The sequence below is a fragment of the Pseudoalteromonas sp. GutCa3 genome, assembly GCF_002836155.1.
Taxonomy (GTDB): Bacteria; Pseudomonadota; Gammaproteobacteria; order Enterobacterales; family Alteromonadaceae; genus Pseudoalteromonas; species Pseudoalteromonas arctica.
The window spans coordinates 1-26,646 of the sequence record NZ_PJBK01000047.1; the positions used below are offsets into that span (position 1 = coordinate 1).

The 26,646-nt window shown below is 41.4% G+C and carries 18 protein-coding genes and 1 tRNA gene; 5 read left to right on the forward strand and 14 right to left on the reverse strand.

The window, feature by feature from the left end; genetic code table 11:
• Window positions 1-62 precede the first annotated feature (62 nt).
• The 12 genes from fusA to CXF64_RS08570 all read right to left on the reverse strand — a co-directional run bounded on the left by fusA (window position 63) and on the right by CXF64_RS08570 (window position 15,680).
• Window positions 63-2,177 carry an elongation factor G gene (fusA, locus tag CXF64_RS08515; protein WP_007580132.1) on the reverse strand — a complete coding sequence of 705 codons (2,115 nt, stop codon included), beginning with the start codon at window positions 2,175-2,177 and terminating at the stop codon, window positions 63-65.
• A gap of 27 nt (window positions 2,178-2,204) precedes the next feature.
• Window positions 2,205-2,675, reverse strand: a complete 471-nt coding sequence (rpsG, locus tag CXF64_RS08520; protein ID WP_010555004.1) for a 30S ribosomal protein S7 — start codon at window positions 2,673-2,675, stop codon at window positions 2,205-2,207.
• 97 nt (window positions 2,676-2,772) lie between these two features.
• Window positions 2,773-3,147, reverse strand: coding sequence for a 30S ribosomal protein S12 (rpsL, locus tag CXF64_RS08525; protein ID WP_002958885.1), 375 nt, complete (start codon window positions 3,145-3,147; stop codon window positions 2,773-2,775).
• Between the two features lie 194 nt (window positions 3,148-3,341).
• On the reverse strand, window positions 3,342-7,517 hold the full coding sequence (gene rpoC / locus CXF64_RS08530) for a DNA-directed RNA polymerase subunit beta' (protein ID WP_007580130.1): 4,176 nt from the start codon (window positions 7,515-7,517) through the stop codon (window positions 3,342-3,344).
• Between the two features lie 104 nt (window positions 7,518-7,621).
• On the reverse strand, window positions 7,622-11,647 hold the full coding sequence (gene rpoB, locus CXF64_RS08535) for a DNA-directed RNA polymerase subunit beta (RefSeq protein WP_024609121.1): 4,026 nt from the start codon (window positions 11,645-11,647) through the stop codon (window positions 7,622-7,624).
• 271 nt (window positions 11,648-11,918) lie between these two features.
• The gene (gene rplL, locus CXF64_RS08540) at window positions 11,919-12,281 is read right to left on the reverse strand and encodes a 50S ribosomal protein L7/L12 (protein ID WP_002958882.1); all 363 of its coding nucleotides are present in this window, start codon (window positions 12,279-12,281) and stop codon (window positions 11,919-11,921) included.
• A gap of 76 nt (window positions 12,282-12,357) precedes the next feature.
• Window positions 12,358-12,852 (reverse strand): 50S ribosomal protein L10, encoded by a 495-nt coding sequence (rplJ, locus tag CXF64_RS08545; RefSeq protein ID WP_002958881.1) that lies wholly within the window; start codon window positions 12,850-12,852, stop codon window positions 12,358-12,360.
• A 322-nt stretch (window positions 12,853-13,174) separates the two neighbouring features.
• Window positions 13,175-13,879, reverse strand: coding sequence for a 50S ribosomal protein L1 (rplA, locus tag CXF64_RS08550; RefSeq protein WP_007580124.1), 705 nt, complete (start codon window positions 13,877-13,879; stop codon window positions 13,175-13,177).
• A gap of 3 nt (window positions 13,880-13,882) precedes the next feature.
• A complete protein-coding gene (gene rplK / locus CXF64_RS08555; RefSeq protein ID WP_002958879.1) occupies window positions 13,883-14,311 on the reverse strand; it encodes a 50S ribosomal protein L11 in 429 nt (142 codons plus the stop codon).
• Between the two features lie 214 nt (window positions 14,312-14,525).
• Window positions 14,526-15,089: a transcription termination/antitermination protein NusG gene (gene nusG / locus CXF64_RS08560; RefSeq protein ID WP_007580122.1), complete on the reverse strand. Its 564-nt coding sequence runs from the start codon at window positions 15,087-15,089 to the stop codon at window positions 14,526-14,528.
• A gap of 4 nt (window positions 15,090-15,093) precedes the next feature.
• The gene (gene secE / locus CXF64_RS08565; protein WP_002958877.1) at window positions 15,094-15,471 is read right to left on the reverse strand and encodes a preprotein translocase subunit SecE; all 378 of its coding nucleotides are present in this window, start codon (window positions 15,469-15,471) and stop codon (window positions 15,094-15,096) included.
• Window positions 15,472-15,603: 132 nt separating this feature from the next.
• Window positions 15,604-15,680, reverse strand: a tRNA-Trp gene (locus tag CXF64_RS08570).
• A 164-nt stretch (window positions 15,681-15,844) separates the two neighbouring features.
• On the opposite strand from CXF64_RS08570, the gene CXF64_RS08575 reads away from it, so the two are divergent.
• Window positions 15,845-19,825 carry a hybrid sensor histidine kinase/response regulator transcription factor gene (locus CXF64_RS08575; RefSeq protein WP_101216812.1) on the forward strand — a complete coding sequence of 1,327 codons (3,981 nt, stop codon included), beginning with the start codon at window positions 15,845-15,847 and terminating at the stop codon, window positions 19,823-19,825.
• Window positions 19,826-19,961: 136 nt separating this feature from the next.
• Window positions 19,962-21,092 carry a CsgG/HfaB family protein gene (locus CXF64_RS08580; RefSeq protein WP_101216813.1) on the forward strand — a complete coding sequence of 377 codons (1,131 nt, stop codon included), beginning with the start codon at window positions 19,962-19,964 and terminating at the stop codon, window positions 21,090-21,092.
• 54 nt (window positions 21,093-21,146) lie between these two features.
• On the opposite strand, the gene CXF64_RS08585 is transcribed toward CXF64_RS08580, so the two are convergent.
• Both CXF64_RS08585 and deoC read right to left on the reverse strand, forming a co-directional pair.
• On the reverse strand, window positions 21,147-21,647 hold the full coding sequence (locus CXF64_RS08585; RefSeq protein WP_101216814.1) for a hypothetical protein: 501 nt from the start codon (window positions 21,645-21,647) through the stop codon (window positions 21,147-21,149).
• A complete protein-coding gene (gene deoC, locus CXF64_RS08590) occupies window positions 21,631-22,383 on the reverse strand; it encodes a deoxyribose-phosphate aldolase (RefSeq protein WP_101216815.1) in 753 nt (250 codons plus the stop codon). The genes CXF64_RS08585 and deoC overlap by 17 nt, the downstream gene beginning before the upstream one ends.
• A 450-nt stretch (window positions 22,384-22,833) precedes the next feature.
• Between deoC and cysG the strand changes: the two genes are divergently transcribed.
• Genes cysG through cysN form a run of 3 tightly spaced genes read left to right on the forward strand, consistent with a single transcriptional unit; the run spans window position 22,834 to window position 26,634 of the window.
• Window positions 22,834-24,261: a siroheme synthase CysG gene (gene cysG / locus CXF64_RS08595; RefSeq protein ID WP_101164434.1), complete on the forward strand. Its 1,428-nt coding sequence runs from the start codon at window positions 22,834-22,836 to the stop codon at window positions 24,259-24,261.
• Window positions 24,262-24,310: 49 nt separating this feature from the next.
• Window positions 24,311-25,210 carry a sulfate adenylyltransferase subunit CysD gene (gene cysD / locus CXF64_RS08600; protein WP_008133447.1) on the forward strand — a complete coding sequence of 300 codons (900 nt, stop codon included), beginning with the start codon at window positions 24,311-24,313 and terminating at the stop codon, window positions 25,208-25,210.
• Window positions 25,210-26,634 (forward strand): sulfate adenylyltransferase subunit CysN, encoded by a 1,425-nt coding sequence (gene cysN, locus CXF64_RS08605; RefSeq protein WP_101216816.1) that lies wholly within the window; start codon window positions 25,210-25,212, stop codon window positions 26,632-26,634. Before cysD ends, cysN begins: the two co-directional genes overlap by 1 nt.
• The last annotated feature ends 12 nt before the right edge of the window (window positions 26,635-26,646 follow it).

Below are 26,646 nucleotides of genomic sequence, written 5' to 3' on the forward strand. Positions count from 1 at the left end.
CTTAAAAAATTCCTAATAAAGAAATTAAAGCCTGACTCACTATTGAGCCAGACAAGCTAAAATTATATAACAGCGCGAGCTGAAATTATTGTATCTGCAACGTTTTTAGAGGCTTCAGCGTACTTCACAAACTCCATAGAGTATGAGGCACGGCCCTGTGTTGCAGATCGTAAAGCAGTTGCATAACCAAACATTTCAGAAAGAGGAACCTGCGCATTAATTTGCTTAAGTCCACCTAATGCATCTTCCATGCCTTCGATTATGCCGCGGCGACGGTTTAAGTCGCCAACTACATCACCCATATTTGAATCAGGAGTGAGTACTTCAACCTTCATTACTGGCTCTAGTAGTACAGGGTTAGCTTTAAGCGCCCCATCTCTCATTGCCAGTGAACCTGCTATTTTAAATGCCATTTCATTCGAATCTACATCATGGAATGAACCATCATATAAAGTCGCTTTAACGCCAAGTAATGGGTAGCCTGCCAGTACACCTTGAGACATTTGCTCTTGGATACCTTTGTCTACCGCAGGGACGAACTCTTTAGGAACAGAACCACCTACGGTTTCGTTAACGAACTCGTAAATTGGTGACTCATCATCCGTAATATCCATCGGTTCAAGTTTAATCCAAACGTGACCATATTGACCACGACCACCTGACTGACGTATAAACTTCCCTTCAACCTTAACAGTTGAACGAATAGCTTCTCGGTATGAGACCTGCGGCTTACCAACGTTACATTCAACACTGAATTCACGTTTCATACGGTCGACGATGATATCTAGGTGAAGTTCACCCATGCCAGAGATTATAACCTGGCCTGATTCTTCGTCAGTTTGTACTCGAAAAGAAGGGTCTTCAGCAGCTAGTTTACCCAGCGCGATACCCATCTTATCTTGGTCAGCTATAGTGCGAGGCTCAACCGCAATAGAGATTACTGGTTCAGGGAATTCCATACGCTCAAGCGTAATAATAGAATTCGGATCACACAGTGTTTCACCTGTTGTTACGTCTTTAAGACCAATAGCTGCCGCGATGTCGCCTGCGAAAACTTCTTTGATCTCTTCACGAGAGTTTGAATGCATCTGTACGATACGGCCAAGTCGCTCACGCTTACTTTTTACTGGATTATATACCGTGTCACCCTGTTTAACAGTACCAGAGTAAACACGGAAAAAGGTCAAGGTTCCAACAAACGGGTCTGTTGCAATCTTAAAAGCGAGTGCAGCAAACGGCGCCTTATCATTAGCTGGACGTTCTTCCTCAGTACCATTTTCTAAGATACCTTGGATTTGTTTCACTTGCTCTGGTGAGGGCATATATTCAACAACGCAATCAAGCACAGCTTGAACACCTTTGTTTTTAAATGCGCTACCACAAGTAACTGGAACAATCTCATTAGCTAATGTTCGTTGGCGTAAAGCATTTTTAATTTCTGCTTCACTTAACTCTTCACCTTCTAAGTATTTATCCATTAGTTCTTCTGTTGCTTCAGCAGCGCTTTCAACTAAGTGAGAGCGCCATTCTTCAGCTAATTCCAGAAGTTCTGCCGGTATTGCCTCATAAGAGAAAGTCATACCCTGGTCCGCTTCGTTCCAGTTAATCACTTTCATTTTTATAAGGTCAATAACACCTTTAAAGTCGTCCTCAGCGCCTACAGGCAACTGAATTGGAACAGGCGTTGCTCCAAGACGAGATTTCACCTGGCTAACCACAGCTAAGAAGTCAGCGCCCGTGCGATCCATTTTATTTACGAAGATCATTCTCGGAACTTCGTATTTGTTCGCTTGACGCCAAACTGTCTCAGTTTGCGGCTGTACACCAGATGAAGCACAAAGAACAACTACCGCACCATCTAATACGCGTAAAGAACGCTCTACTTCGATAGTGAAATCTACGTGTCCTGGAGTATCAATAATATTGATACGATGGGCGTCAAATTGAGCGTCCATCCCTTTCCAAAAACACGTTGTTGCAGCAGAAGTGATTGTGATACCACGCTCTTGTTCCTGCTCCATCCAATCCATAGTTGCAGCGCCATCATGTACTTCACCGATCTTATGAGAAAGACCCGTGTAGAACAGAACACGTTCTGTTGTGGTGGTTTTGCCTGCATCTACGTGAGCGACAATACCTATATTACGATAGCGCTCAAGTGGAGTTGTACGTGCCATATGATCCTCTTAAAGGTTAAAGACAGATTACCAACGGTAATGAGCGAATGCTTTATTCGCTTCAGCCATACGGTGAACGTCTTCACGTTTCTTAACCGCAGTGCCTTTATTATCAGAAGCGTCAACGATTTCTTGAGCTAAACGTAAGCCCATAGATTTTTCGCCACGCTTACGTGCAGCGTCTACTAACCAACGCATACCTAATGCGTTACGACGAACTGGACGTACTTCAACTGGTACTTGATAAGTTGAACCACCAACACGGCGAGATTTAACTTCTACCTGTGGGCGGATGTTATCAAGTGCAGTTTCAAAGATTTCTAGGTGCGACTTGCCTGATTTCTCAGCAGCCACGTCTAGCGCACCATAAACAATTTTTTCAGCAGTAGATTTCTTGCCGTCTAACATCACGATGTTAACGAATTTAGCAAGAAGTTCCGATCCGAACTTAGGATCTGGAAGAATTTTACGTTGACCGATTACGCGTCTTCTAGGCATTTTGTATCTCCGGTTTATTCAGGTTTGCTCTTTCGAGTCAATCACCCAAAACAATAATTATAAATATTTAGTGCTTGGCCTTACTAACGGAAAACAATTAGCCTTTAGGGCGTTTTGCACCGTATTTAGAACGAGCTTGACGACGATCGCTAACGCCTGCACAGTCAAGTGCACCACGAACAGTGTGAAAACGCACACCTGGTAAATCTTTAACACGACCACCACGGATTAGGATTACACTATGCTCTTGAAGGTTATGACCTTCACCGCCAATGTATGAAGTTACTTCGAAACCGTTAGTTAAACGTACACGTGCTACTTTACGTAACGCCGAGTTTGGTTTCTTAGGTGTAGTTGTATATACGCGAGTACATACACCGCGCTTTTGCGGACACGCTTTTAGTGCAGCTGAGTTACTTTTCGTAACCTTGCTACGGCGTGGCTTACGCACTAGCTGGTTAATAGTTGCCATTTAAATAGCTCCTGAAATTAAAATTACTACTGAAAAAAATAAAAAATCCGCCCTTTATTTACGAGCCTGCATTAAGCACACAAGTAAATGGGTGGCGGAATTTTAATGAGCAAAGTTTAACCTGTCAACCTAAACTAACCGCAAGACAGCATATAACTGACTTGCGATCACTTAATCTATTGATTAAGAACAGTTTATTGATTTCCAGACAAATCAGCATTTAGAGCGTCTGTAAGTGCTTGAGTTGCCTCTTCTGCACTTACTGTTTGCTCTTCTACTACTACTTTGCTTTGTTTACGGCGAGCCATACGTTCTTGATGATACGCAAAACCGGTACCGGCTGGGATCAAACGACCCACAATTACGTTTTCTTTAAGACCGCGAAGCTCATCGCTCTTACCATTCACTGCCGCATCTGTAAGAACACGTGTTGTCTCTTGGAAAGACGCTGCAGAGATGAAAGATTCTGTTGCTAGTGATGCTTTTGTGATACCCATTAACTGGATTTCAAACTTAGCTGGTATCTTACCTTGTTTTTCAAGGTCACGGTTTGCGATATTAACGCGCGCCACTTCGATTTGTTCACCGGCTAAGAAGTCAGTATCACCGCCGTGCATAATGGTACATTTACGTAACATTTGACGGATAATTGTTTCAATGTGCTTGTCATTGATCTTAACGCCTTGCAAACGGTAAACCTCTTGCACTTCGTTAACGATATAGTTAGCAACATGAGTCACACCACGTAGGCGTAAGATGTCATGCGGTGATTCAGGACCATCGGCGATAACTTCACCTTTAGACACTTGCTCACCTTCAAACACGTTAAGTTGACGCCATTTAGGAATCATCTCTTCGTAATGATCACCTTCAGCTGGAGTAATAACTAAACGCTTCTTACCTTTAGTCTCTTTACCGAAGCTAATTGTACCAGTTACTTCAGCTAATATAGCTGGTTCTTTTGGCTTACGAGCTTCAAATAAGTCGGCTACGCGTGGTAGACCACCCGTGATATCACGAGTTTTCGAACCTTCTTGCGGAATACGTGCTAACACGTCACCTGGGTTTGCTGTAACGCCGTCAATAACTTCAATCGTCGTGAATGAAGGAAGACGTGTTTCTTGCAGACCGCGCTCTTCACTTTCGATGATAAGCTTTGGTTCTTTCGTATTTACTTTAGCAAGATCTTTTACAACTACACGGGTTAAACCAGTTAGCTCATCAGTCTGTGCTTCAGTATTTGAATCATCGATATCGCTGAACGATACTTTTGATTTATGCTCAAGAACGATTGGGTGACTATGCGGGTCCCAAGTAGCAACGATATCGTTACCTAGAACTTCAGCATTGTCTTGTACTGTTAATACCGCACCGTAAGGTACTTTATAACGCTCTTTCTCACGACCATGACTATCAATGATAGTAATTTCCGTAGAACGAGAAGTAATAACAATCTTACCGTCTGTGTTTAATACGTACTTAGAGTTATGAAGTTTTAATGTACCGTTAGTTTTAACTTGTACATTATTTTCTGCAGATGCTCTAGATGCCGCACCACCGATGTGGAAGGTACGCATTGTTAACTGTGTACCCGGCTCACCAATTGACTGTGCCGCGATAACACCCACTGATTCACCAGCGTTGATGATATGACCACGTGCTAGGTCACGACCATAACAGTTAGCACAAACACCAAAGTCATTATCACAAGTGATAACAGAACGTACACGAACTTCATCTACTGAATGCTCTTCTAAAAGATCACACAGTTTTTCGTCTAGCATGATATTACGTTCAACAAGCACTGTATTAGTACCTGGAATCACAATATCTTCAGCAACAACACGACCTAGAACACGTTCACGAAGTGCTTCTACAACATCACCACCTTCAATAAGCGGTTTCATTGTTAAGCCATCTTCTGTGCCACAGTCATCTTCATTGATTACCAAATCTTGTGCAACGTCTACTAGACGACGCGTTAGGTAACCCGAGTTTGCTGTTTTAAGTGCTGTATCGGCAAGACCTTTACGCGCACCATGCGTTGAGATGAAGTACTGAAGTACGTTTAGACCTTCACGGAAGTTAGCTGTGATTGGAGTCTCGATGATTGAACCATCTGGACGTGCCATTAGACCACGCATACCCGCCAACTGACGAATCTGTGCAGCACTACCACGAGCACCTGAGTCGGCCATCATAAACACTGAGTTAAATGACGGTTGCTCTACTTCTTCACCTTGTGCATTGATAACTGTGTCTTTCGACAAGTTAGACATCATCTCACGTGATAAGTTTTCGTTTACACGTGACCAGATATCGATAACTTTGTTGTACTTTTCACCAGCCGTTACAAGACCTGATTGGAATTGTTGGTTGATTTCAGTAACTTCAGCTTCAGCTGATTCAATTATCTGTGCTTTTACCGGTGGGATAACTAAGTCATCAATACCGATAGAAACACCTGACTTCATTGCATAATGGAAACCGGTGTACATAACTTGGTCAGCAAAGATAACTGTATCTTTAAGACCTAGACGACGGTAACACTCATTCAATAAGCCAGAAATCTGCTTTTTACCTAGCGGCTGGTTGATTGACGCAAACGGCATGCCTTTAGGTAAAATTAGAGACAGAATCGCACGACCAACAGTTGTATCGATAACAGTAATAGTATCTTCTACTACGCCGTCTTCGTTTTTAACTGATTGGCTAATACGTACTTTCACAATTGCGTGAAGGTCTGCATTGCCACTGCGGTATGCTTTTTCTGCTTCTTTTGGATCTTTAAATATCGCGCCTTCGCCTTTAGCGTTAATGCGGTCACGAGTCATGTAATAAAGACCCAATACAACATCCTGTGAAGGAACGATGATTGGCTCACCATTCGCAGGAGATAGAATGTTGTTTGTTGACATCATCAATGCACGAGCTTCAAGCTGCGCTTCGATTGTTAACGGTACGTGTACCGCCATTTGGTCACCATCGAAATCGGCGTTGTAAGCCGCACATACTAATGGATGCAAATGAATCGCTTTACCTTCGATAAGCACAGGCTCAAACGCTTGGATACCCAAACGGTGAAGTGTTGGTGCACGGTTAAGTAATACTGGATGTTCACGAATTACTTCGTCAAGTACATCCCATACTTCCGGAACTTCACGTTCAACCATCTTCTTAGCAGCTTTGATTGTCGTAGCCATGCCGCGACGTTCTAATTTGCCATAGATGAATGGTTTGAATAGCTCTAGTGCCATCTTCTTAGGAAGACCACATTGGTGAAGCTTAAGTGTAGGACCAACTGTGATTACAGAACGGCCTGAATAATCCACACGCTTACCAAGTAAGTTCTGACGGAAACGACCTTGCTTACCCTTGATCATATCAGCAAGAGATTTAAGAGGACGTTTGTTAGAACCTGTAATTGCACGACCACGACGACCGTTATCAAGTAGCGCATCTACCGCTTCTTGTAACATACGTTTTTCGTTACGTACAATAATGTCTGGTGCTGCTAAATCTAGTAGACGCTTAAGACGGTTATTACGGTTAATAACACGACGGTAAAGGTCATTTAGATCAGATGTCGCAAAACGACCACCGTCTAATGGTACTAATGGGCGTAGATCAGGTGGCAATACTGGAAGTACTGTCATGATCATCCACTCAGGGTTATTACCTGATTGGTGGAACGATTCCATTAACTTAAGACGTTTAGTGATTTTTTTACGCTTAGTTTCAGAGTTAATTGTTGGTAACTCTTCACGCATCTCAGCAATTAATTGAGCAAGATCAAGTTCACGAAGCAAGTCTAAAACTGCTTCAGCACCCATCTTAGCTTCAAACTCATCACCGTGCTCTTCTAGTGAATCTAAGTATTCTTCTTCACCTAATAACTGACCACGCTCAAGCGTTGTCATACCAGGTTCAGTTACTACGAATGATTCGAAGTAAAGAACACGTTCAATATCACGAAGCGTCATATCTAGCATTAAGCCAATACGTGACGGTAATGATTTTAAAAACCATATATGTGCAACTGGGCTCGCAAGGTCAATATGACCCATACGATCGCGTCGCACTTTAGTGAGTGTTACTTCAACGCCACACTTTTCACAGATCACACCACGGTGTTTAAGGCGTTTATATTTACCACATAAACACTCATAATCTTTCACTGGGCCGAAAATACGGGCACAGAATAAGCCATCGCGCTCAGGCTTGAAAGTACGGTAGTTAATAGTCTCAGGTTTCTTTACTTCACCGTATGACCATGAACGAACCATGTCTGGTGAAGCAAGACCAATGCGAATTGCATCGAATTCTTCGGTCTTATTTTGTTGCTTCAGAAACTTAAGTAAGTCTTTCACCTTAGCTCTCCTGTCGGAGTTAATCTTGAGGACGGATAATCTCGTCCCTACATTCTATTCAGCCGTAACAGATGCTGCAGCGTTAACTGCAGCATCTAATTGGCTTAATTTTCTTCCAACTCGATGTTGATACCCAGTGAGCGGATTTCTTTCAACAATACGTTGAACGATTCTGGCATACCTGGTTCCATTTTATGGTTACCATCAACGATGTTTTTATACATCTTAGTACGACCGTTCACGTCATCCGATTTCACTGTTAGCATTTCTTGTAGAGTGTAAGCAGCACCATAAGCTTCAAGTGCCCATACTTCCATCTCACCAAAACGCTGGCCACCGAACTGTGCTTTACCACCCAGCGGCTGCTGAGTAACAAGGCTGTAAGAACCAGTAGAACGTGCGTGCATCTTATCGTCAACCAAGTGGTTAAGTTTAAGCATGTACATGTAACCAACAGTTACTTGACGTTCAAACTGATCGCCAGTACGGCCATCATAAAGTGTAACCTGACCACTACGAGGATAGCCCGCAAGCTCAAGCATGTCTTTGATTTCGCTTTCTTTCGCGCCATCAAATGCAGGAGTAGCTATTGGTAAACCACCTTTTAAGTTTTCAGCTAGACGACGAATTTCGTCATCAGTGAAGCTAGCAATATCTACAACTTGGCGAGATTCGCCAATTTCGTATGCTTGCTTGATGAAGTCACGTAGCTCATGAAGCTCACGTTGTTCTTTCATCATCTCTTCAATACGTTCACCGATACCACGTGCAGCAAGACCCATATGTGTTTCAAGGATCTGACCGATGTTCATACGTGATGGTACACCTAGTGGATTCAATACGATATCTACCGTACGACCTTTGTCATCGTAAGGCATATCTTCTACTGGTACGATAGTCGAGATAACACCTTTGTTACCATGACGACCCGCCATTTTATCACCCGGTTGGATACGACGTTTAACAGCTAGGTATACTTTAACAATCTTAAGTACGCCTGGTGCTAAGTCATCACCTTGGGTAATTTTACGACGTTTGTTTTCAAACTTCTTATCGTATTCAGCTTTAAGTTCATCGTACTGTGCAGCTAGTTGCTCAAGCTCAGCTTGCTTGTCTTCTTCAGCAAGGCTTTGCGTAAGTACTTTTTCAGCATTTAGAGATGCAAGTTTATCTTCATCAAAACCAGCAGCTATAAGTAGCTTACGTGCACGGTCTAAAACGCCTGCTTCTAAAATACGGAACTCTTCGTTGAAGTCTTTCTTCGCTTCGCGAAGCTGCATGTCTTCAACTTCTAACGCGCGTTTATCTTTTTCAACACCATCACGGGTGAAAACTTGCACGTCAATTACAGTACCAGTTACAGAATTTGGTACACGTAAAGAGCTGTCTTTAACGTCAGACGCTTTTTCGCCGAAGATAGCACGCAGTAGCTTCTCTTCAGGTGTAAGCTGTGTCTCGCCTTTAGGAGTCACTTTACCTACTAGGATATCGCCGCCTTTAACTTCAGCACCAATATATACAACGCCTGATTCATCAAGCTTGCCTAGCGCAGACTCACCCACATTCGGGATATCTGCAGTGATCTCTTCTGGACCTAATTTAGTATCACGGGCAACACACTGTAGTTCTTGAATATGGATAGTCGTTAGACGATCTTCTTCAACTACGCGCTCTGATAACAAGATTGAATCTTCGAAGTTGTAACCGTTCCATGGCATGAATGCCACGCGAAGGTTTTGACCAAGGGCTAAGTCACCTAAGTCAGTCGAAGGACCATCTGCTAACACGTCACCACGAGTAACCGGTTCGCCAACCATACAAGTTGGTTTTTGGTTAATACATGTATTTTGGTTTGAACGTGTGTATTTGGTTAAGTTGTAGATGTCGATGCCCGCTTCACCAGGAATGCGTTCTTCTTCATGTACATTTACAACGATGCGACTTGCGTCAGCATACATTACTTCACCACCACGTTTAGCAACGATAGTTACACCAGAATCTTTCGCTAGTGTTAACTCAATACCAGTACCTACTAACGGCTTATCCGCTTTCAATGTTGGTACTGCTTGACGTTGCATGTTTGAACCCATCAATGCACGGTTAGCATCATCGTGTTCTAGGAACGGGATAAGTGCTGCCGCTACAGAGATCACCTGTTGTGGTGATACATCCATATACTGCTGGTCCATGCGACCCATAAAGGTAGATTCACCTTTGTGACGACATGGGATAAGTTCATCAACAAACTCATTGGTTTCAGTTAAGTTTGAGTTCGCCTGTGCGATAACAAACTGACCTTCTTCAATGGCTGATAAATAATCAACTTCATCAGTTACAACACCGTCTACCACTTTGCGGTAAGGTGTTTCTAAGAAACCGTAGTCATTTGTACGTGCGTACGTAGACAACGAGTTAATTAGACCGATATTTGGACCCTCTGGAGTCTCGATTGGACATACGCGACCATAGTGAGTTACGTGAACGTCACGTACTTCAAAGCCTGCGCGTTCACGAGTTAGACCGCCCGGACCTAATGCAGAGATACGACGTTTGTGCGTAACTTCTGATAGTGGGTTATTTTGGTCCATAAACTGTGATAACTGAGACGAGCCGAAGAACTCTTTAACCGCTGCCGAAATAGGCTTAGCGTTAATAAGATCTTGTGGCATTATCGCGTCAAGGTCACCTAAGCTTAAACGCTCACGTACAGCACGTTCAACACGTACTAGACCAACACGGAATTGGTTCTCAGCCATTTCGCCAACACTACGTATACGACGGTTGCCTAAGTGATCGATATCATCAACATCGCCTTGACCGTTACGAATAGCAATTAATACTTTCATAACAGACACGATGTCTTCTTTGCTTAATGTGCCAGGGCCTGTGTCTGTATCGTAACCAACACGGCTATTGAACTTCATACGACCTACAGTAGATAAGTCATAACGTTCTTCAGAGAAGAACAAGTTCTGGAATAAGGCTTCAGCCGCGTCTTTCGTCGGTGGCTCGCCTGGGCGCATCATGCGGTAAATTTCTACTAGTGCTTCTAAACGGCTGCTTGCAGAGTCAATGTTCAAAGTATTTGACATGTAAGCACCGCTGTCCACTTCATTGATATATAACGTATCAATTTTAGTGTAACCGGCTTTAACCAATTCAGCCATTAGCTCTAGAGTTAGCTCGTCATTTGCATTTGCAATAACTTCACCAGTTGACTCATCAACATAGTTTTTAGCTACAATACGGCCAATGATGTACTCATGTGGTACTTCTAATTGCTTAATGCCTTTCTTCTCGATGCTCTTGATGTGGCGAGCCGTAACACGACGACCTCTTTCAACAAATACTTCACCGTCTTCGCTCTTGATATCAAAAGCGGCAGTTTCACCACGTAAACGCGAAGGTACAAGTTCCATAAGAACTTTACCATTCGTTACTTCAAACGTAGTGTTATCGAAGAACATATCTAGGATTTGTTCGCTAGAATACTCTAGTGCACGTAGGATGATAGACGCCGGTAATTTACGACGACGGTCAATACGTACATATAAGTTATCTTTTGCATCAAATTCGAAGTCTAACCATGAACCACGGTAAGGTATAACGCGTGCGTTATATAATACTTTACCCGATGAATGGGTTTTACCGCGGTCGTTATCAAAGAATACACCAGGGCTACGGTGTAGCTGAGAAACGATAACACGCTCTGTACCATTGATTACAAAAGTACCGGTATCTGTCATGAGCGGAATTTCGCCCATGTAAACTTCTTGCTCTTTAATGTCTTTAACTGTGCCTGGTGCTTCTTTGTCCATAACAACAAGACGCAGTTTCACGCGAAGTGGAGCAGAATAAGTCACACCGCGAATTTGACATTCTTTTACATCGAAAACTGGCTCACCAATACGGTAACTTACGTATTGAAGCTCAGAATTTCCCGAGTAGCTTTTAATAGGGAACACAGAACGGAAGGCAGCTTCCAAACCATGATCGCCATCAGCGTCCGGCACTAAGAATTTTTTAAACGATTCTAACTGTGTAGACAGTAAAAAAGGTATATCCAAAACTTGTGGACGTTTACCAAAATCCTTACGGATACGTTTCTTTTCAGAATAAGAGTAAGCCATGGGGTTCCTCAGCTTGCTGATCTTTGACCCGACCTGTTCTTGTAAGAACAGACTTAACTGGCAGCTATGCCAAGATTTTACAACATTTAACTGTTGTTCTAATTAGATCCCACTTTAACACTAGCAAACTATAAAGCGTTGAAAGTAAAGAAAAAATCAGATTTTATTTGAACTAAAAGAGTGCATCACTCTATAGCGCAAAAAGGCCGGTGATTAAATAATCACCAGCCCTTGCCTGATTTCTCAGGCAGCGAACTTAGCAAAAGCTAAATTACTTAACCTCAACTTCAGCACCAGCTTCAGTAAGATCTTTTGCAAGTGCTTCAGCTTCTTCTTTAGATACACCTTCTTTAACAGGTGTAGGAGCAGCTTCAACAAGAGCTTTCGCTTCTTTAAGGCCAAGGCCAGTTGCGCTACGAACAGCTTTGATTGCAGAAACCTTATTAGCGCCAGCGCCAGTAAGGATTACGTCAAATTCTGTTTTCTCTTCAGCAGCTTCAGCAGCTGGCCCAGCTACCATTGCAGCTGCAGCAGTTACGCCGAATTTTTCTTCCATTGCTTCGATAAGAGCAACAACGTCCATTACTGACATTTCAGCAATTGCGTCAAGGATTTGGTCTTTAGATACAGACATTACAAATTTCCTAATAATTAACGGACATTACGTCCAAATAAATTTTACACCGAAAGTGAGATTAAACAGCTTAAAATTAAGCAGCTTGCTCTTCTTTCTGTACACGTACTGCTTCAATTGTTTTACACAATTTGCCAGCAGACGCTTCTTTCATAGCACTCATTAAGCGTGCAACAGCTTCGTCGTATGTAGGTAATGTAGCAAGCATTGCTGCATCAACAACATTTCCTTCAAAAGCGGCCGTTTTAAGCTCGAATTTCTCATTCTTTTTCGCGAAATCTGAAAAGATACGCGCAGCAGCACCTGGGTGCTCTGATGAGAAAGCGATTAAGCTTGGACCAACAAATGAATCAGAAAGACACTCAAAATCTGTTCCTTCAAGAGCACGTTTTGCTAAAGTGTTACGGACAACTTTCATCCAAACACCATTTGCACGAGCTTCTTTACGAAGGGCAGTAATTGCGCCAACTGTTACACCACGAGAATCTGCAACAACTGCAGATAGAGCACCATTGGCTGCTTCGTTGACTTCAGCAACTATTGCTTTTTTGCCTTGAAGATTTAAAGCCATGGGTGTTACTCCTGGTTTAATGGGGATACCGATTATCGGATTCCCCTGTTCTACTCTTCCCTACCAAACAAGGTAGAGATGCTTTTTACGGCGAGAGCCAGAAGGATTAGGAAAAATCTATCTGGGGTCTACACCGTCTACGTAGGTGAATATTAAGGCCGAAGCCACCTACGGTCTTGGACGGAAGCCCAATTTATCGTTAACCCCGAAGGCTTAACGAAATTATGGACTTCAACCCGAATTCTTTACTTTGCCAATTAATAAATTAATCAACAAAATGGCGCGAAATTATAGTACAAATTTCACGCCATGTAAACACTGATTAAGCTACAGTTGTGCTTAAAGTGTTTTGGTCAACAGAAACGCCTGCGCCCATTGTTGTAGAGATAGTTACTTTCTTCAAGTAAACACCTTTAGCTTGAGAAGGTTTAGCCTTCTTAAGCGCAACAATTAGAGACTCAAGGTTTTGTTGTAATTGCTCTGCAGTGAAATCAACCTTACCAATAGTAGTATGGATGATGCCATTTTTGTCATTACGGTAACGTACTTGACCTGCTTTAGCATTTTTAACTGCTTCTGCAACGTTAGGCGTTACAGTACCAGTTTTAGGGTTTGGCATTAGACCACGTGGGCCTAAGATTTGACCTAGTTGACCAACAACACGCATAGCGTCTGGTGATGCAACAACAACGTCAAAGTTCATCTCGCCTTTTTTAACTAGTTCAGCAAGATCTTCCATGCCTACTAATTCAGCACCGGCTTCTTTTGCAGCTTCTGCATTAGCGCCTTGTGTGAATACAGCAACACGAACGTCACGACCAGTACCGTTAGGTAGTACAGTAGCACCACGAACGTTTTGATCAGATTTACGAGCATCGATACCAAGGTTAACGGCAACGTCAACACTTTCTACGAATTTAGCTGTCGCTAACTCTTTTAAAAGAGCAACTGCTTCATTGATCTCGTAATCTTTTGTTACTTCCACTTTTTCGCGGATAGTACGCATACGTTTAGTTAATTTAGCCATTTCTTAGTCCTCTACGTTCAAGCCCATCGCACGCGCAGAACCTGCGATAGTGCGAACCGCTGCGTCCATATCGGCAGCTGTAAGGTCAGTTCGTTTTGTCTCAACAATTTCTTCAAGTTGAGCACGAGTTACTGTGCCTACTTTATCAGTGTTAGGACGGCCTGAGCCTGACTTGATACCAGCAGCTTTCTTAAGTAAGTAAGCAGCAGGTGGCGTTTTCATGTCGAACGTAAATGAACGGTCACCGTAAACAGAGATCACTACAGGAACTGGAGCGCCTTTTTCGATAGACTCTGTACGTGCGTTAAACGCTTTACAGAATTCCATGATGTTTACACCGTGTTGACCTAGTGCAGGACCTACTGGAGGACTAGGATTAGCCATACCAGCGGCAACTTGTAGCTTGATTAGAGCTTCAACTTTTTTAGCCATTATAAATACCTCATTTGGTGGGTCTCAGCCTTGTGCGCGCGAGGACGCGTACTCTAACGGCTTCCCAGTTTAAAAATTGGTTTCGTACTTTTTGCACAGTAAAAAATAAATTTTACCTTAATACAAAAAGGCCGCTGATTATAAGTTAATCAGCGGCCTTTTTCAAGCTTCATGCCAAAATTTAAATAAAAATTAGCGAAGCTTTTTTAATCAATTACTTATCTTGCTCAACTTGACCGAATTCAAGCTCAACTGGCGTAGAACGACCAAAAATAAGTACAGATACTTTTACGCGGCTCTTTTCGTAGTCAACTTCTTCAACTACACCACTGAAATCTGCAAATGGTCCGTCTGTAACGCGCACAACTTCACCTGGTTCAAATAATGTAGCAGGTTTAGGTGCTTCAGCATTTTCTTGAAGGCGATTAAGAATGCGTTCTGCTTCTTTAGGAGTTATTGGAGCAGGACGATCAGACGTTCCACCAATAAAGCCCATTACACGTTCAGTGCTGTTCACTAAGTGCCAGCTTGCGTCATTCATATCCATTTGTACTAATACATAACCTGGGAAGAATTTACGCTCAGATTTACGCTTTTGGCCAGCGCGCATCTCAACAACTTCTTCAGTTGGTACTAGTATCTCACCAAAGCTCGATTCAAGACCTTCGATTTTAATGTGTTCAGTTAACGTTTGAGCTACACGCTTTTCGTAACCAGAAAAGGCTTGTACTACATACCAACGTAACTTAATTTCTTTGTTCTCGTTCTCATCCGACATGGGATCAGATCTCCAATCCAGTTAAAAAGCCTACAGCGCGGAATAAAATGCCATCTAATCCCCAAAGGATAAGTGCCATAATCACTGTTGCAACCATTACAATTAATGTCGTGTGGGTAGTTTCTTGGCGCGTTGGCCAAATAACTTTGCGTACTTCAATTCGAGCTTCTTTAGCGAAAGCAAGAAAGTTACGTCCCTTAAATGTTTGCGAGGCAATTGCTAATCCGGCCGCTATTGCAACAACAACGCCGATAGCACGTAGCAATACAGACTGATCTGCATACATATGATTACCAACAACTGCGCCTGCAAGTAGCGCGATTGCTACTAACCACTTTACTGACTCCATCGCACTTGATGGTGTTTCTACATTCGTGCTCATAATATTATTACCTTAACTACAGACACAACAACCCTACACTACGGTAAGGTTAATCCATTAAAATCTAAACTTAAAAACAGACTTAATTTAAACCGGTTTTTAATCTCAGACTACTCAAACCACAAGTAAAACTGGCAGGGGCGGAGAGATTCGAACTCCCAACCATCGGTTTTGGAGACCGCTGTTCTACCAATTGGAACTACGCCCCTGCAAAGTGGATGCCTATTATACTTACGCAGTCCATTAACACAAGCCTAAAAGATACCCACATTGGAAAATCTCGGCATTGCATTAAAAAATCAATCTTAACATTGATTAAAAAGCAGTTTATGATTGTCAAAATTATAGGGACTCACAATTAGATGGGAAGTCTGTGAAAGCAATAAAAACAATCATAAGATATAAAATTATTAGCTTTTTATTATTATTTCATATTAGTTCTTATGCCCTGCCATTGTATTTAGATACATATACAAATGAACAAGGTTTATCACAAAATTCAATCACCTGCAGTACCACTGATGAAAAAGGGTTTCATTGGTTTGCTACCCAAGGTGGCTTAAACCGATTTGATGGGTATGAATTTAAGCACTATAAATTCAATCCTTCACACCCTAGTATTTCGGGGAATTGGATTACAGACTGCCTGAATTTAGGAAACGGCCACATTTGGTTTGCTACAACAAGTAATGGGCTCAACTTATTAAATACTGAAACAGGAAGTTTTAGTGTTTTTAACCAGTATTCAACCCCTCCTATTACAAACGAACGTATTTCATCAATTTCTTCTAATTCGCCACAAATCATTTGGATTGGTCACGATAAAGGGCAACTTACTCGTTTAGATACATACACAGGTACTACCGAATTATTTTCTTATCAGGGCACGAATCACTTAAATGTTGTTTTTAAGGATGTGCTTTTTGATGATCAAAAAAACCTTTGGTTAGCAAGTAGTATCGGGCTGATTAAGTTCGATACACAAACACATCAGTTCGAACATATACCTAATAGCCCTGAACAGCTCTGGCAATTAAAAAAAGCAGAAAACGGCAAATTTATTATAGGAGGTAAGACTGGTCTAAGTGTTTTTGACTCAAACACACTCGCATTTTATAACTTTGAGCAACTCAAAAATGTTTGGGTCACAGATATACTTTTTGATGATGAAAAAAAATTATGGGTAAGCACTTATGGTCATGGTCTTTATTACCAAGCTACAGATAATTTATTAAGTAGCGAGTTTCATCAACTTACTCACTCTCCAGATTTAAAACATGGCTTAGCTAACGATCACCTATTGTCACTTTACCAAGACCCTCAAGGCATTATTTGGATTGGTACAGACGGCTATGGATTACATCGCTATGATAAAAGGCAGGCTCAGTTTGGTCATCAAAAACATCAAAGCAATAACCCAGCTTCTATCTCGAATGACTTTGTAAGAGCAATACTCAAAGACAGTAAAAACTTACTTTGGGTGGGTACGCGCGACGGACTTAACAAACAAACTGACACAGGATTTAAACGCTATAAAACAGATAAAAATCAAGATATAGGCTTAACTAATAACAATATATTTAGTCTTTATGAAGATGCCAATAAACGCGTATGGATAGGCACATACGGAGGTGGTTTACTGCTTTACAACCCAATTAATGATAACTTTTCGGCTTTTACTGTGCAAAGCCATCAACTCAGTAGTAACCGTATTTATGCAATCGAAGGTGATCTAAGTGGTAATTTATGGCTGGGCAGTAACGAAGGCTTAACGCGATTTAATCCCGATACTTCACAGGTTACAAATTTTAAATACACCGCAGATAAAAATAGTATCTCAAATAATACTGTTTTTAGTATTACTTATGACAGCGACAATAACGCTATATGGGCAGGAACCCGCGCAGGGTTAAATAAACTTTCTTTACATGATGAAACATTCACTCATTACCAAAGCGATCTTAAAAAGCCTAATAGTTTAACGCATGACATGGTTACATCCTTGCATTTACAAGATAAAAACACTTTATGGGTAGGTACTTTTGGCGGGCTCAATAAGTTAAATATCCAAACAAACAAAGTAATAAACATTACAGAGTTTGATGGCTTACTTAACGATAATATTTTTGCAATTAAACAAGATAGCAGCGGTTACTTGTGGCTAAGCAGCAACCAAGGCCTAACCCGTTACGCTCCTCAAACCCAACAAATGCAGCATTTTTTACCCGCAAACGGTATACAGCATCATTCTTTTATTTTAGGTGCCGCTTTTCAAGCAGATGACGGCGAGCTATTTTTTGGTGGTATTAACGGTTTTAATCAATTTGATCCGTTAAAACTAACCCTAGCAACTCAACCCCCAGAACCCGTTATTACAGACTTACTTATTTATAACCAGTCAGTCGCGACGCAGCAATATATAAAAAACAAGACCCAAACGGCTAAGCTTATAAGCTATACAGACAGACTCTTTTTTAAAGAAGAAGATGGTGTTATCGGCTTTAAATTTTCTGCTTTAAACAGTGCAGAGCCCCCTTCTCAATACCAATATGCTTACAAGTTAGCTGGGTTAGATAAGCAGTTTTTATACGCAAACAAAAACCAGAGGCAAGTTAGTTATTCTCAACTTCCCGCTGGAAGCTATCACTTTATTGTAAAAGTTAAAGATCAATACGGTCAATGGAGTGATGATAAAACAATGGTTGCGCTTAAAGTTACTCCACCTTGGTGGAAGAACAATGTTGCCTATGTCACTTACATCATGATCGTATTATTTATAATGTGGTTAATTATAACAGCAAGGTATAGAGCTAACGTTGCAGAGCAAGCAAACTTAAAAGAGAAAGAACTTAGCAACTTAAAAACCCAACTATTAGATAATGTTAGCCATGAACTTAAAACACCATTGAGCTTAATATTAGCGCCACTTGAGAGTTTACAAAAAAGCCATAAGGATTCAGACACCCAACAAAAACTAGCGATGATTCAACGTAATAGCTATAAGCTATTGGATCAAATAAACCAACTTTTACAGCTCAGCCAGCGCCCAAGCACTGCAGTAAAACACGTCACACCCTATGCTATAAAGCCGGTAGTTGAACAATTAATTGAAGATTTCACCCCTTTATTTAAGCAAAAAAATATTACGTTCGAGTTTGAAGATTTAACGCAAAAAACTATTCCCATTAAATTAGAGCTAAATCATACAATTTCTATTATCAGTAACTTATTGAGTAACGCCCAAAAATACACTCCAAACACTGGCAAAGTATTACTTCAGCTATTAACTCAAAAACAAACATTAATCATCACAGTTTCAGATACTGGTGTTGGTATAGATAAAGAACACCTTGAGACCATTTTTCAACGATTTACACGCATAGATACGAGTAATCAAAGCGGTAGCGGTATTGGCTTAGCGCTGGTGAAGCAGCTAGTTGAGCAATATGGAGGAACTATTGAACTTAAAAGTGAATTAAACAAAGGCAGTTGTTTTACTGTTTCACTCCCAACAACTCAAATAGACGAAACCTCTAACCTCACTGCTCTTGCTGTGTCTAAAAACAATAATCTATGTGCAGTAAAAAGTAATAAGATTCTTATTATTGAAGACAACGATGAAATGCGTGATTTAATAACGTCACTATTTATTAGTAGCTTCACGTGTATAAGTGCAGCTAACGGAGAGCTAGGTTTAGCTTTATGTAAAAACGAAATGCCTGACTTGGTAATAAGTGATGTAATGATGCCCGTTATGGATGGCTATCAGTTTATTAAAGCACTGCGCAGCGACACGGCTATTAGCCATATTCCGGTGTTATTACTTTCAGCAAAGGCAGATACGCATAGTAAATTAAAGGGCCTAGACTTACTTGCTGATGACTATTTGAGTAAACCTTTTGAGCCGCAGCTGTTACTCAGCCGCGTTCAAGGGTTATTAACGATTAGAGAAGTACTTAATCAACATTTAAAACAACAACTACCTGCTTTATCACAAACAGCCCAGCTCGACCCACAAATGGCGCAAAGTAAAGATTATGTATTTACCGAGCGTGTAAAAACAACAGTAAAAGAGCATTACCAAGACGAAGCATTTAGCGTAGAAGAATTTGCAGCATCGCTCTACCTTAGCCCTCGCGCTTTACAATTAAAAATGAAAGCCTTGTACAACCTAACACCAAGCGATTACATTCGAAATATTCGTTTAGAATTTGCACAAGAGCTTTTAAAAAATAGTGAGCTTGCAATTGGCCTAGTAGCACAGCAAGTTGGCTTTAATTCACAAAGCTACTTTGCCCGGTGCTTTAAAGCAAAATATAATATGTCCCCAAAACAGTTTCGCGAACAATCCTGATAAATTTCGCCTGTGTGACTAAGAATTTCGCACCAGTACTATTATTAACCTACTGATTTAACTAAATTAACATGAATTTAAATATTAAAGGAAATGCACTGCATTTCCTTTAAGCATATTAATTAAGGACAGTCATATGTTAAAAGCACCACAAAAACTACTATTAACTGCACTATTAACGACCACTCTGAGCGCTTGTCAAAGCACCTCTACAAATGTCACTTCAGGTCAAAACTCACCAGACATAAATGCAGTTGCACAAGAACAATACAATGGCCCTAAAGCTCGTATTGCTGTTGCACGCTTTACCGATAAATCTAACAACTCAAAATGGTGGCGTAAAGAAATAGGCGACGGTATGGCTGATCAATTAACTACGGCACTCGTATCAACAAATCGCTTTATTGTTTTAGAGCGCCAAGCGCTTGATGCTGTTTTATCAGAACAAGACCTAGCAGCCTCAGGTCGCGTTAGTGCATCATCGGGTGCCGCTTATGGTGAGATTGAAGGCGCTGAAATAGTCGTTATTGCAGCGGTAACTGAATTTGATGACGATAGCTCTGGTGCAAGTGTTGGCAGTGGCGGCTTTATGGGCGATGTATTTAGCTCTGTATCAGCTGGTTTTTCAGGTTCTCATATGGCAATTGACCTTCGTCTAATAGATACACGCACATCACGAATTTTAGCAGCAACAAGTGTTGAAGGTGGCAGTAAAGATTTTGACTTTACTGGAGCCGCAACCAACTTTGGTGGCGCACTTGTTGGCGGTAATATTAGTGGATGGTCTGATACCCCTAAAGAAAAAGCCCTTCGTGAAGTTATTATTAAAGCGGTTGAGTTTTTAGAAACTAAAATTCCAGATACTTACTATCGCTATAACAGTAACAACACTTTAGCACCGGGTTACACTGCGCCGCCACCGGCAGCTGTACAAGCAAAAACAGCCAGCAAGAGTGCTGTAACAGTTGATGTACCAACCCATAGAATGCCACATTATGAAAAGATGGATTTAGCAATGTCGCGCCTAAGCTTAGTATGTTTGGGTTACCTAAGAAACCAGCCTGATTACGAAGAATTCGAAACACAGGATGTTGAGTACGATCGTAAAACAGTTATCGCACTTCGTGAGTACCAACAAGATAAAAAACTAAAGGTAACCGGTTTAGCTGATGAAACAACTAAGCAGTCACTTGATGATAGTGGTTGTATTGCTAAAACGAACAAATCAAGCCTCGAAAGTATAGGCAACATGTTCAAGTTTAATTAATAAATATTAGCTTTAAGTTTAAAATGAAAAACGGCTGTTACTTAGAGCCGTTTTTCAATCTATACGTAATAACTCACCACGATAAAAATCACACACTAACCAAATTTGCTCAAATTGATAGGTTCTTGGAAAGTTAAGGTCATTGATCACAGCTTCAAAGTCAGCTTTGTGCCAAATAGTACTGGCGTTACGAATAACAAGCCAAGTACGCTCTGAATAATAACGTTTTTTCGCTTTTTGTTTCAGCAACCGCTCTAATGCAGCCCGCAATCTGTGTTCACTTGGCTTTTGTGCCATATCTGCCAAATCTCGTTGCATTTGCATTGACAACGATCGTCCTAAAACAGCCATCGCTTCTGTTTCGCTGGCATATAAATGAGCAATTTCTATATCAAGCTGTTCACTCTCTTGATAACAACTAACGTCAGGTTTATTAGGCTCATTATGCCAAATGTTGCGCATATGAACACCCAACTGCTGCTCATAGCAACGTAAAAACAATTTAGCAGCATCATGCTCTAACTGACGTTTTTCCTCATCACTGCTGCGTTTCATTCAACACCTTGTAAACATCATTCAGTAAGCTTGAAGCACCAAATCTAAATGTATTTGCTTGCAAATAATCATCACCCATTATTGCGCGTGCTAGCGCTAAATAATCACTGGCATCGGCAACAGTTTTAACACCGCCGGCAGCTTTAAAGCCCACACGTTTATCCGAGTTTTTAATGGCTGTTAGCATAATTCTTGTTGATTCAAGGGTTGCATTAATGGCCACTTTACCCGTACTGGTTTTTGCAAAATCGGCACCACCTTCAATTGCCAATTGAGTAGCCTGCGTTATTAGCGCTTCGGTTTTTAGCTCACCGCTTTCTATTATTACTTTTAGTTGGGCGCGCGACCCACATGCTTTTTTACTTTCGCTTACATAACTAAGTACTGTTTGAACATCGCCCGCAATTAACTTTTTATAAGGAATAACCAAATCAATTTCGTCAGCGCCGCGCTCTATTGCAATAAGTGTTTCGTTAATTACATCACTCAGTGGCGCATCACCCGTTGGAAAGTTAGTGATCGTTGCAACTTTTACGTGGTTAAGCTCACGCGCTGCGAGTGCTATTTTTGCATCATCAACAAAGTCGCTATAAACACATACAGCGGCAGGCGTGCCCAGCGTCGGGTTTATACTATCAACAAGCGCTTGAATGTTTTTGGTTGTATCGCTGGTGTTTAAGCTTGTTAAATCCATCAGTGCGACTGCTAATGCGGCATCTTTTTGGTGTTGTGTCATTAGAGCTCCGTTGCTTATGTAATACCAATTTTATTAAAAACATGATCATTTTAGCGTATTAAATAACTTACTAACTACGTTAAAAATTATTTATATAGAACAACTATGTATCATAATTTTAGCCTTGTTATTGAGCTATTTTCTCGTCGCTATAATAAATCACTAATTTAATGCAATTGGTATAAGTACAAAATAGAATATGCTTCCATATTAACAAATTAAACCAAACTCGCTATAGCTCATAACCAAACACTATAAGCTGTTAATTTTACTTGTAACTCGGCGCAATCCCTTGTTAACTAACTCTTAGGCCTAAAAAGCCCACCCATTATAACTTTTGGTTATATCAACTTGGTTTTAATTATTTTTTACTTATTGATAGCCGCTATATTCTGCTTATCAGAATAAAGCGTTTTCTTATATTTGAATTTGTTTAGGGGTCTTATTAACGTGCAGTATTTACCTATCTTTACCAAACTCGACAACAAACCAGTATTGGTTGTTGGCGGTGGAGAGGTCGCATTACGCAAATGTCGCGCGTTTTTAAAAGCGAGAGCGAGCGTTACTTTAGTAGCGCCTTGGTTTTGCGACGAACTAAAAGAGCATGCGCATAATAATGAAGTAACGCTTATTGATGCTTATTTTGATGAGTCGCATCTCGATGGCAAAATGCTTGTTATTGCAGCAACCGACCGCGATGAAGTAAACAACAACGTATTTGAACTTGCCAATGCCCGCAATGTATTTGTAAACGTGGTTGATGACCAACCTAAATGTACGTTTATATTCCCATCCATTGTTGACCGCGACCCAATTACGATTGCTATATCAAGTGCAGGCACAGCGCCGGTACTTGCACGTCGCTTACGCGAAAAGCTCGAAACCCTTATTCCGCATCATATTGGCCCTCTTGCAACACTTGTCGGTGGCTTTAGAGACAAAGTAAAAAAACGCTTTAAACATTTTTCAGACCGCCGCCAATTTTGGGAAGGCGTGTTCGACTCATCTGTCGTGAGTAAAGTGCAAACCGGTGATACTCAAGCCGCACAGCAGCAATTAGAGCAAATGCTAGATGCAAAAGCAGAACCTGAAGGCGAAGTATATGTAGTAGGTGCAGGCCCAGGCGATCCAGAGCTTTTAACACTTAAAGCACTGCAACTTATGCAACAAGCAGATGTGGTTGTATACGACTTTTTAGTGTCTGACGAAATTATGGAACTAGTGCGCCGCGATGCTGACCTTATTTGTGTAGGCAAACGTTTAGGCGATCATAGTGTTGTTCAAGACGACACCAACCAAATGCTGGTCGACCTTGCTAAACAAGGCAAAAAAGTGTGCCGCATTAAAGGTGGCGATCCGTTTATTTATGGCCGTGGTGGCGAAGAAGTACAAGTACTGGCTGCTAACAACGTAAATTATCAAATTGTACCGGGTATTACAGCCGCTGCAGGTTGTAGTGCGTATGCGGGTATTCCGCTAACGCATCGTGACCATGCACAAGCCATTCAATTTGTAACTGGCCACTGTAAAAAAGACGGCCAAGAACTTGATTGGCAATCACTGGCAAAAGCAAATCAAACGCTTGCTATTTACATGGGCGTAATTAAATCGCCGCACATACAAAGCGAGCTTTTAAAGCATGGCCGCAAAGCCGACACACCTGTTGCCATTATCGAAAACGGTACACGTAAAAATCAGCGTGTAGTAACAGGCCAATTAGGCGAACTTGCCGACTTAATCCAGCGCAACAGCATTATATCGCCTGCGCTACTCATTATTGGTGAAGTAGCCGCCCTGCACTCGCAACTAGCGTGGTTTGGGAAAAACGAACAAACAAGCAGCTTTGCACAGCCGCTAACAGATGTATCAAATACATAACCGAATTTTAAATTTGTAACTTTTAATCATTTTAGTAGGACGACTAACAATGGCTTTAACTCACCTTCAGCAACTTGAAGCTGAAAGTATCAAAATCATGCGCGAAGTCGCCGCTGAGTTTGAGAACCCAGTAATGCTTTACTCTATTGGTAAAGATTCGTCGGTACTTTTGCACTTAGCGCGTAAAGCATTTTACCCTGCAAAAATTCCGTTTCCGTTATTACACGTAGACACCAATTGGAAGTTTCGTGAAATGATTGAGTTTCGCGACCGTATAGCTAAAGAATACGGTTTTGACCTACTGGTACACAAAAATCCAGAAGGCATTGAAATGGGTGTAGGCCCGTTTACGCATGGCTCGGGTAAACATACCGATATAATGAAAACCCAAGGCTTAAAGCAGGCACTTAACAAATATGGTTTTGATGCTGCATTTGGTGGCGCACGCCGCGACGAAGAAAAGTCACGCGCAAAAGAACGTGTTTACTCGTTCCGCGACAAACACCACCGTTGGGACCCTAAAAACCAACGCCCTGAGCTTTGGAATACTTATAACAGCCAAGTTAATCCGGGCGAAAGCATTCGTGTTTTCCCGTTGTCTAACTGGACTGAGCTAGATATTTGGCAATACATTTACCAAGAAAACATCGACATGGTACCGCTTTACCTCGCAAAAGAGCGCCCTGTTGTTGATCGCGACGGCACCCTAATAATGGTTGACGATGAGCGTATGCCACTTAACGAAGGTGAAGTACCGCAAATGAAATCTGTACGTTTTCGTACATTAGGCTGCTACCCACTTACCGGTGCAGTTGAGTCAACAGCCAGTACTTTAACCGAAATTATTGAAGAAATGCTGCTATCTACGTCATCTGAACGTGAAGGTCGTGTTATCGACCATGATTCAGCCGGCTCAATGGAGAAGAAAAAACGTGAGGGGTATTTTTAATGTCTAGCCAAAATAACGATACATTTAACGAAGTAAAAGAAATAGGCATAGACGCCTACCTAGCACGCCAACAAGACAAAAGCTTATTGCGTATGCTTACGTGTGGCAGCGTAGATGACGGTAAATCAACATTGATTGGCCGCCTACTGCACGACAGCCACCAAATTTATGAAGATCAGCTAGCAGCCCTTCATAAAGATAACGAAAAAGTAGGTAATGCAGGTGAAGATCTTGACCTTGCATTATTAGTTGATGGCCTACAAGCTGAGCGCGAGCAAGGCATTACCATTGACGTAGCGTATCGTTACTTTTCTACGGCTAAGCGTAAATTTATTATTGCCGACACACCTGGGCACGAGCAATACACGCGCAACATGGTAACGGGTGCATCAACAAGCGATGTCGCCATTATTTTGGTTGATGCGCGTTACGGCGTACAAGTACAAACTAAGCGCCATAGCTTTATTTGTGACTCGCTGGGCATTAAGCAGTTTGTTGTTGCCGTTAATAAAATGGATATCGTTGATTTTGACGAAACCGTGTATGAAAAAATTAAGGCTGATTACCTTAAATTTGCTGAGCAACTTAACGTATCAAACATTAAGTTTGTACCTATGTCGGCGCTTAAAGGCGACAACGTAGTAACACGCTCTGCACATACACCGTATTACACCGACAAGCCGCTACTAGAATTACTAGAAGATTCGCCAGCAGCCGAAACAGATACAGGCTTTGAAGCGCGCCTACCAGTGCAATATGTAGTGCGTCCTAACTTAAACTTCCGTGGTTTTCAGGGCACACTTACATCAGGCAAGATACACGTAGGCGATGCAATAAAAGTATTACCGTCGGGTAAAACATCAAGCATTAAAGAAATTGTTACCTTTGATGGCAACCTAGACAGCGCCGAAGCAGGCCAAGCAATTACCGTTACCCTAAATAACGAAATTGATATTAGCCGAGGGGATGTAATAGTACCTGCAAATTCAACGGCCGTTGTTACTAACCAGCTGCAAGCTAAAATTGTGTGGATGCATGAGTCGCCATTAGTATTAGGTAAAAGCTATAACCTAAAACTAGGTAGTAAAAACACCTCAGCTATTGTTACAAAAATTGATTACACAATTGATGTGAATACGCTTGAACACGGCATTAGCGACTCACTGCAGTTAAACGAAATTGCAATTGTGACACTTGAACTAACCGAAACTATTTTGGCAGACGAGTACCACAGCAATCACGAAACAGGCTCGTTTATACTAATCGATCGCTTATCAAACCTAACGGTTGCTGCGGGCATGATTGAACAAGTACTGCAAAGCCAAGCACAGCAAAGTAACTTTAGCGAATTTGAAGTTGAATTTAACACCTTAGTACGCAAGCACTTTCCGCATTGGCAAGCGCTTGATATTTCTAAGTTATAAGTTGACTTTAGC

What these genes read in the sequence shown, in the direction of transcription:
- fusA (WP_007580132.1), bottom strand. Translation starts at nt 2,177, where the DNA reads ATGGCACGTACAACTCCACTTGAGCGCTATCGTAATATAGGTATTGTC.
- rpsG (WP_010555004.1), bottom strand. Translation starts at nt 2,675, where the DNA reads ATGCCTAGAAGACGCGTAATCGGTCAACGTAAAATTCTTCCAGATCCT.
- rpsL (WP_002958885.1), bottom strand. Translation starts at nt 3,147, where the DNA reads ATGGCAACTATTAACCAGCTAGTGCGTAAGCCACGCCGTAGCAAGGTT.
- rpoB (WP_024609121.1), bottom strand. Translation starts at nt 11,647, where the DNA reads ATGGCTTACTCTTATTCTGAAAAGAAACGTATCCGTAAGGATTTTGGT.
- rplL (WP_002958882.1), bottom strand. Translation starts at nt 12,281, where the DNA reads ATGTCTGTATCTAAAGACCAAATCCTTGACGCAATTGCTGAAATGTCA.
- rplJ (WP_002958881.1), bottom strand. Translation starts at nt 12,852, where the DNA reads ATGGCTTTAAATCTTCAAGGCAAAAAAGCAATAGTTGCTGAAGTCAAC.
- rplA (WP_007580124.1), bottom strand. Translation starts at nt 13,879, where the DNA reads ATGGCTAAATTAACTAAACGTATGCGTACTATCCGCGAAAAAGTGGAA.
- rplK (WP_002958879.1), bottom strand. Translation starts at nt 14,311, where the DNA reads ATGGCTAAAAAAGTTGAAGCTCTAATCAAGCTACAAGTTGCCGCTGGT.
- nusG (WP_007580122.1), bottom strand. Translation starts at nt 15,089, where the DNA reads ATGTCGGATGAGAACGAGAACAAAGAAATTAAGTTACGTTGGTATGTA.
- secE (WP_002958877.1), bottom strand. Translation starts at nt 15,471, where the DNA reads ATGAGCACGAATGTAGAAACACCATCAAGTGCGATGGAGTCAGTAAAG.
- CXF64_RS08580 (WP_101216813.1), top strand. Translation starts at nt 19,962, where the DNA reads ATGTTAAAAGCACCACAAAAACTACTATTAACTGCACTATTAACGACC.
- CXF64_RS08585 (WP_101216814.1), bottom strand. Translation starts at nt 21,647, where the DNA reads ATGAAACGCAGCAGTGATGAGGAAAAACGTCAGTTAGAGCATGATGCT.
- deoC (WP_101216815.1), bottom strand. Translation starts at nt 22,383, where the DNA reads ATGACACAACACCAAAAAGATGCCGCATTAGCAGTCGCACTGATGGAT.
- cysD (WP_008133447.1), top strand. Translation starts at nt 24,311, where the DNA reads ATGGCTTTAACTCACCTTCAGCAACTTGAAGCTGAAAGTATCAAAATC.
- cysN (WP_101216816.1), top strand. Translation starts at nt 25,210, where the DNA reads ATGTCTAGCCAAAATAACGATACATTTAACGAAGTAAAAGAAATAGGC.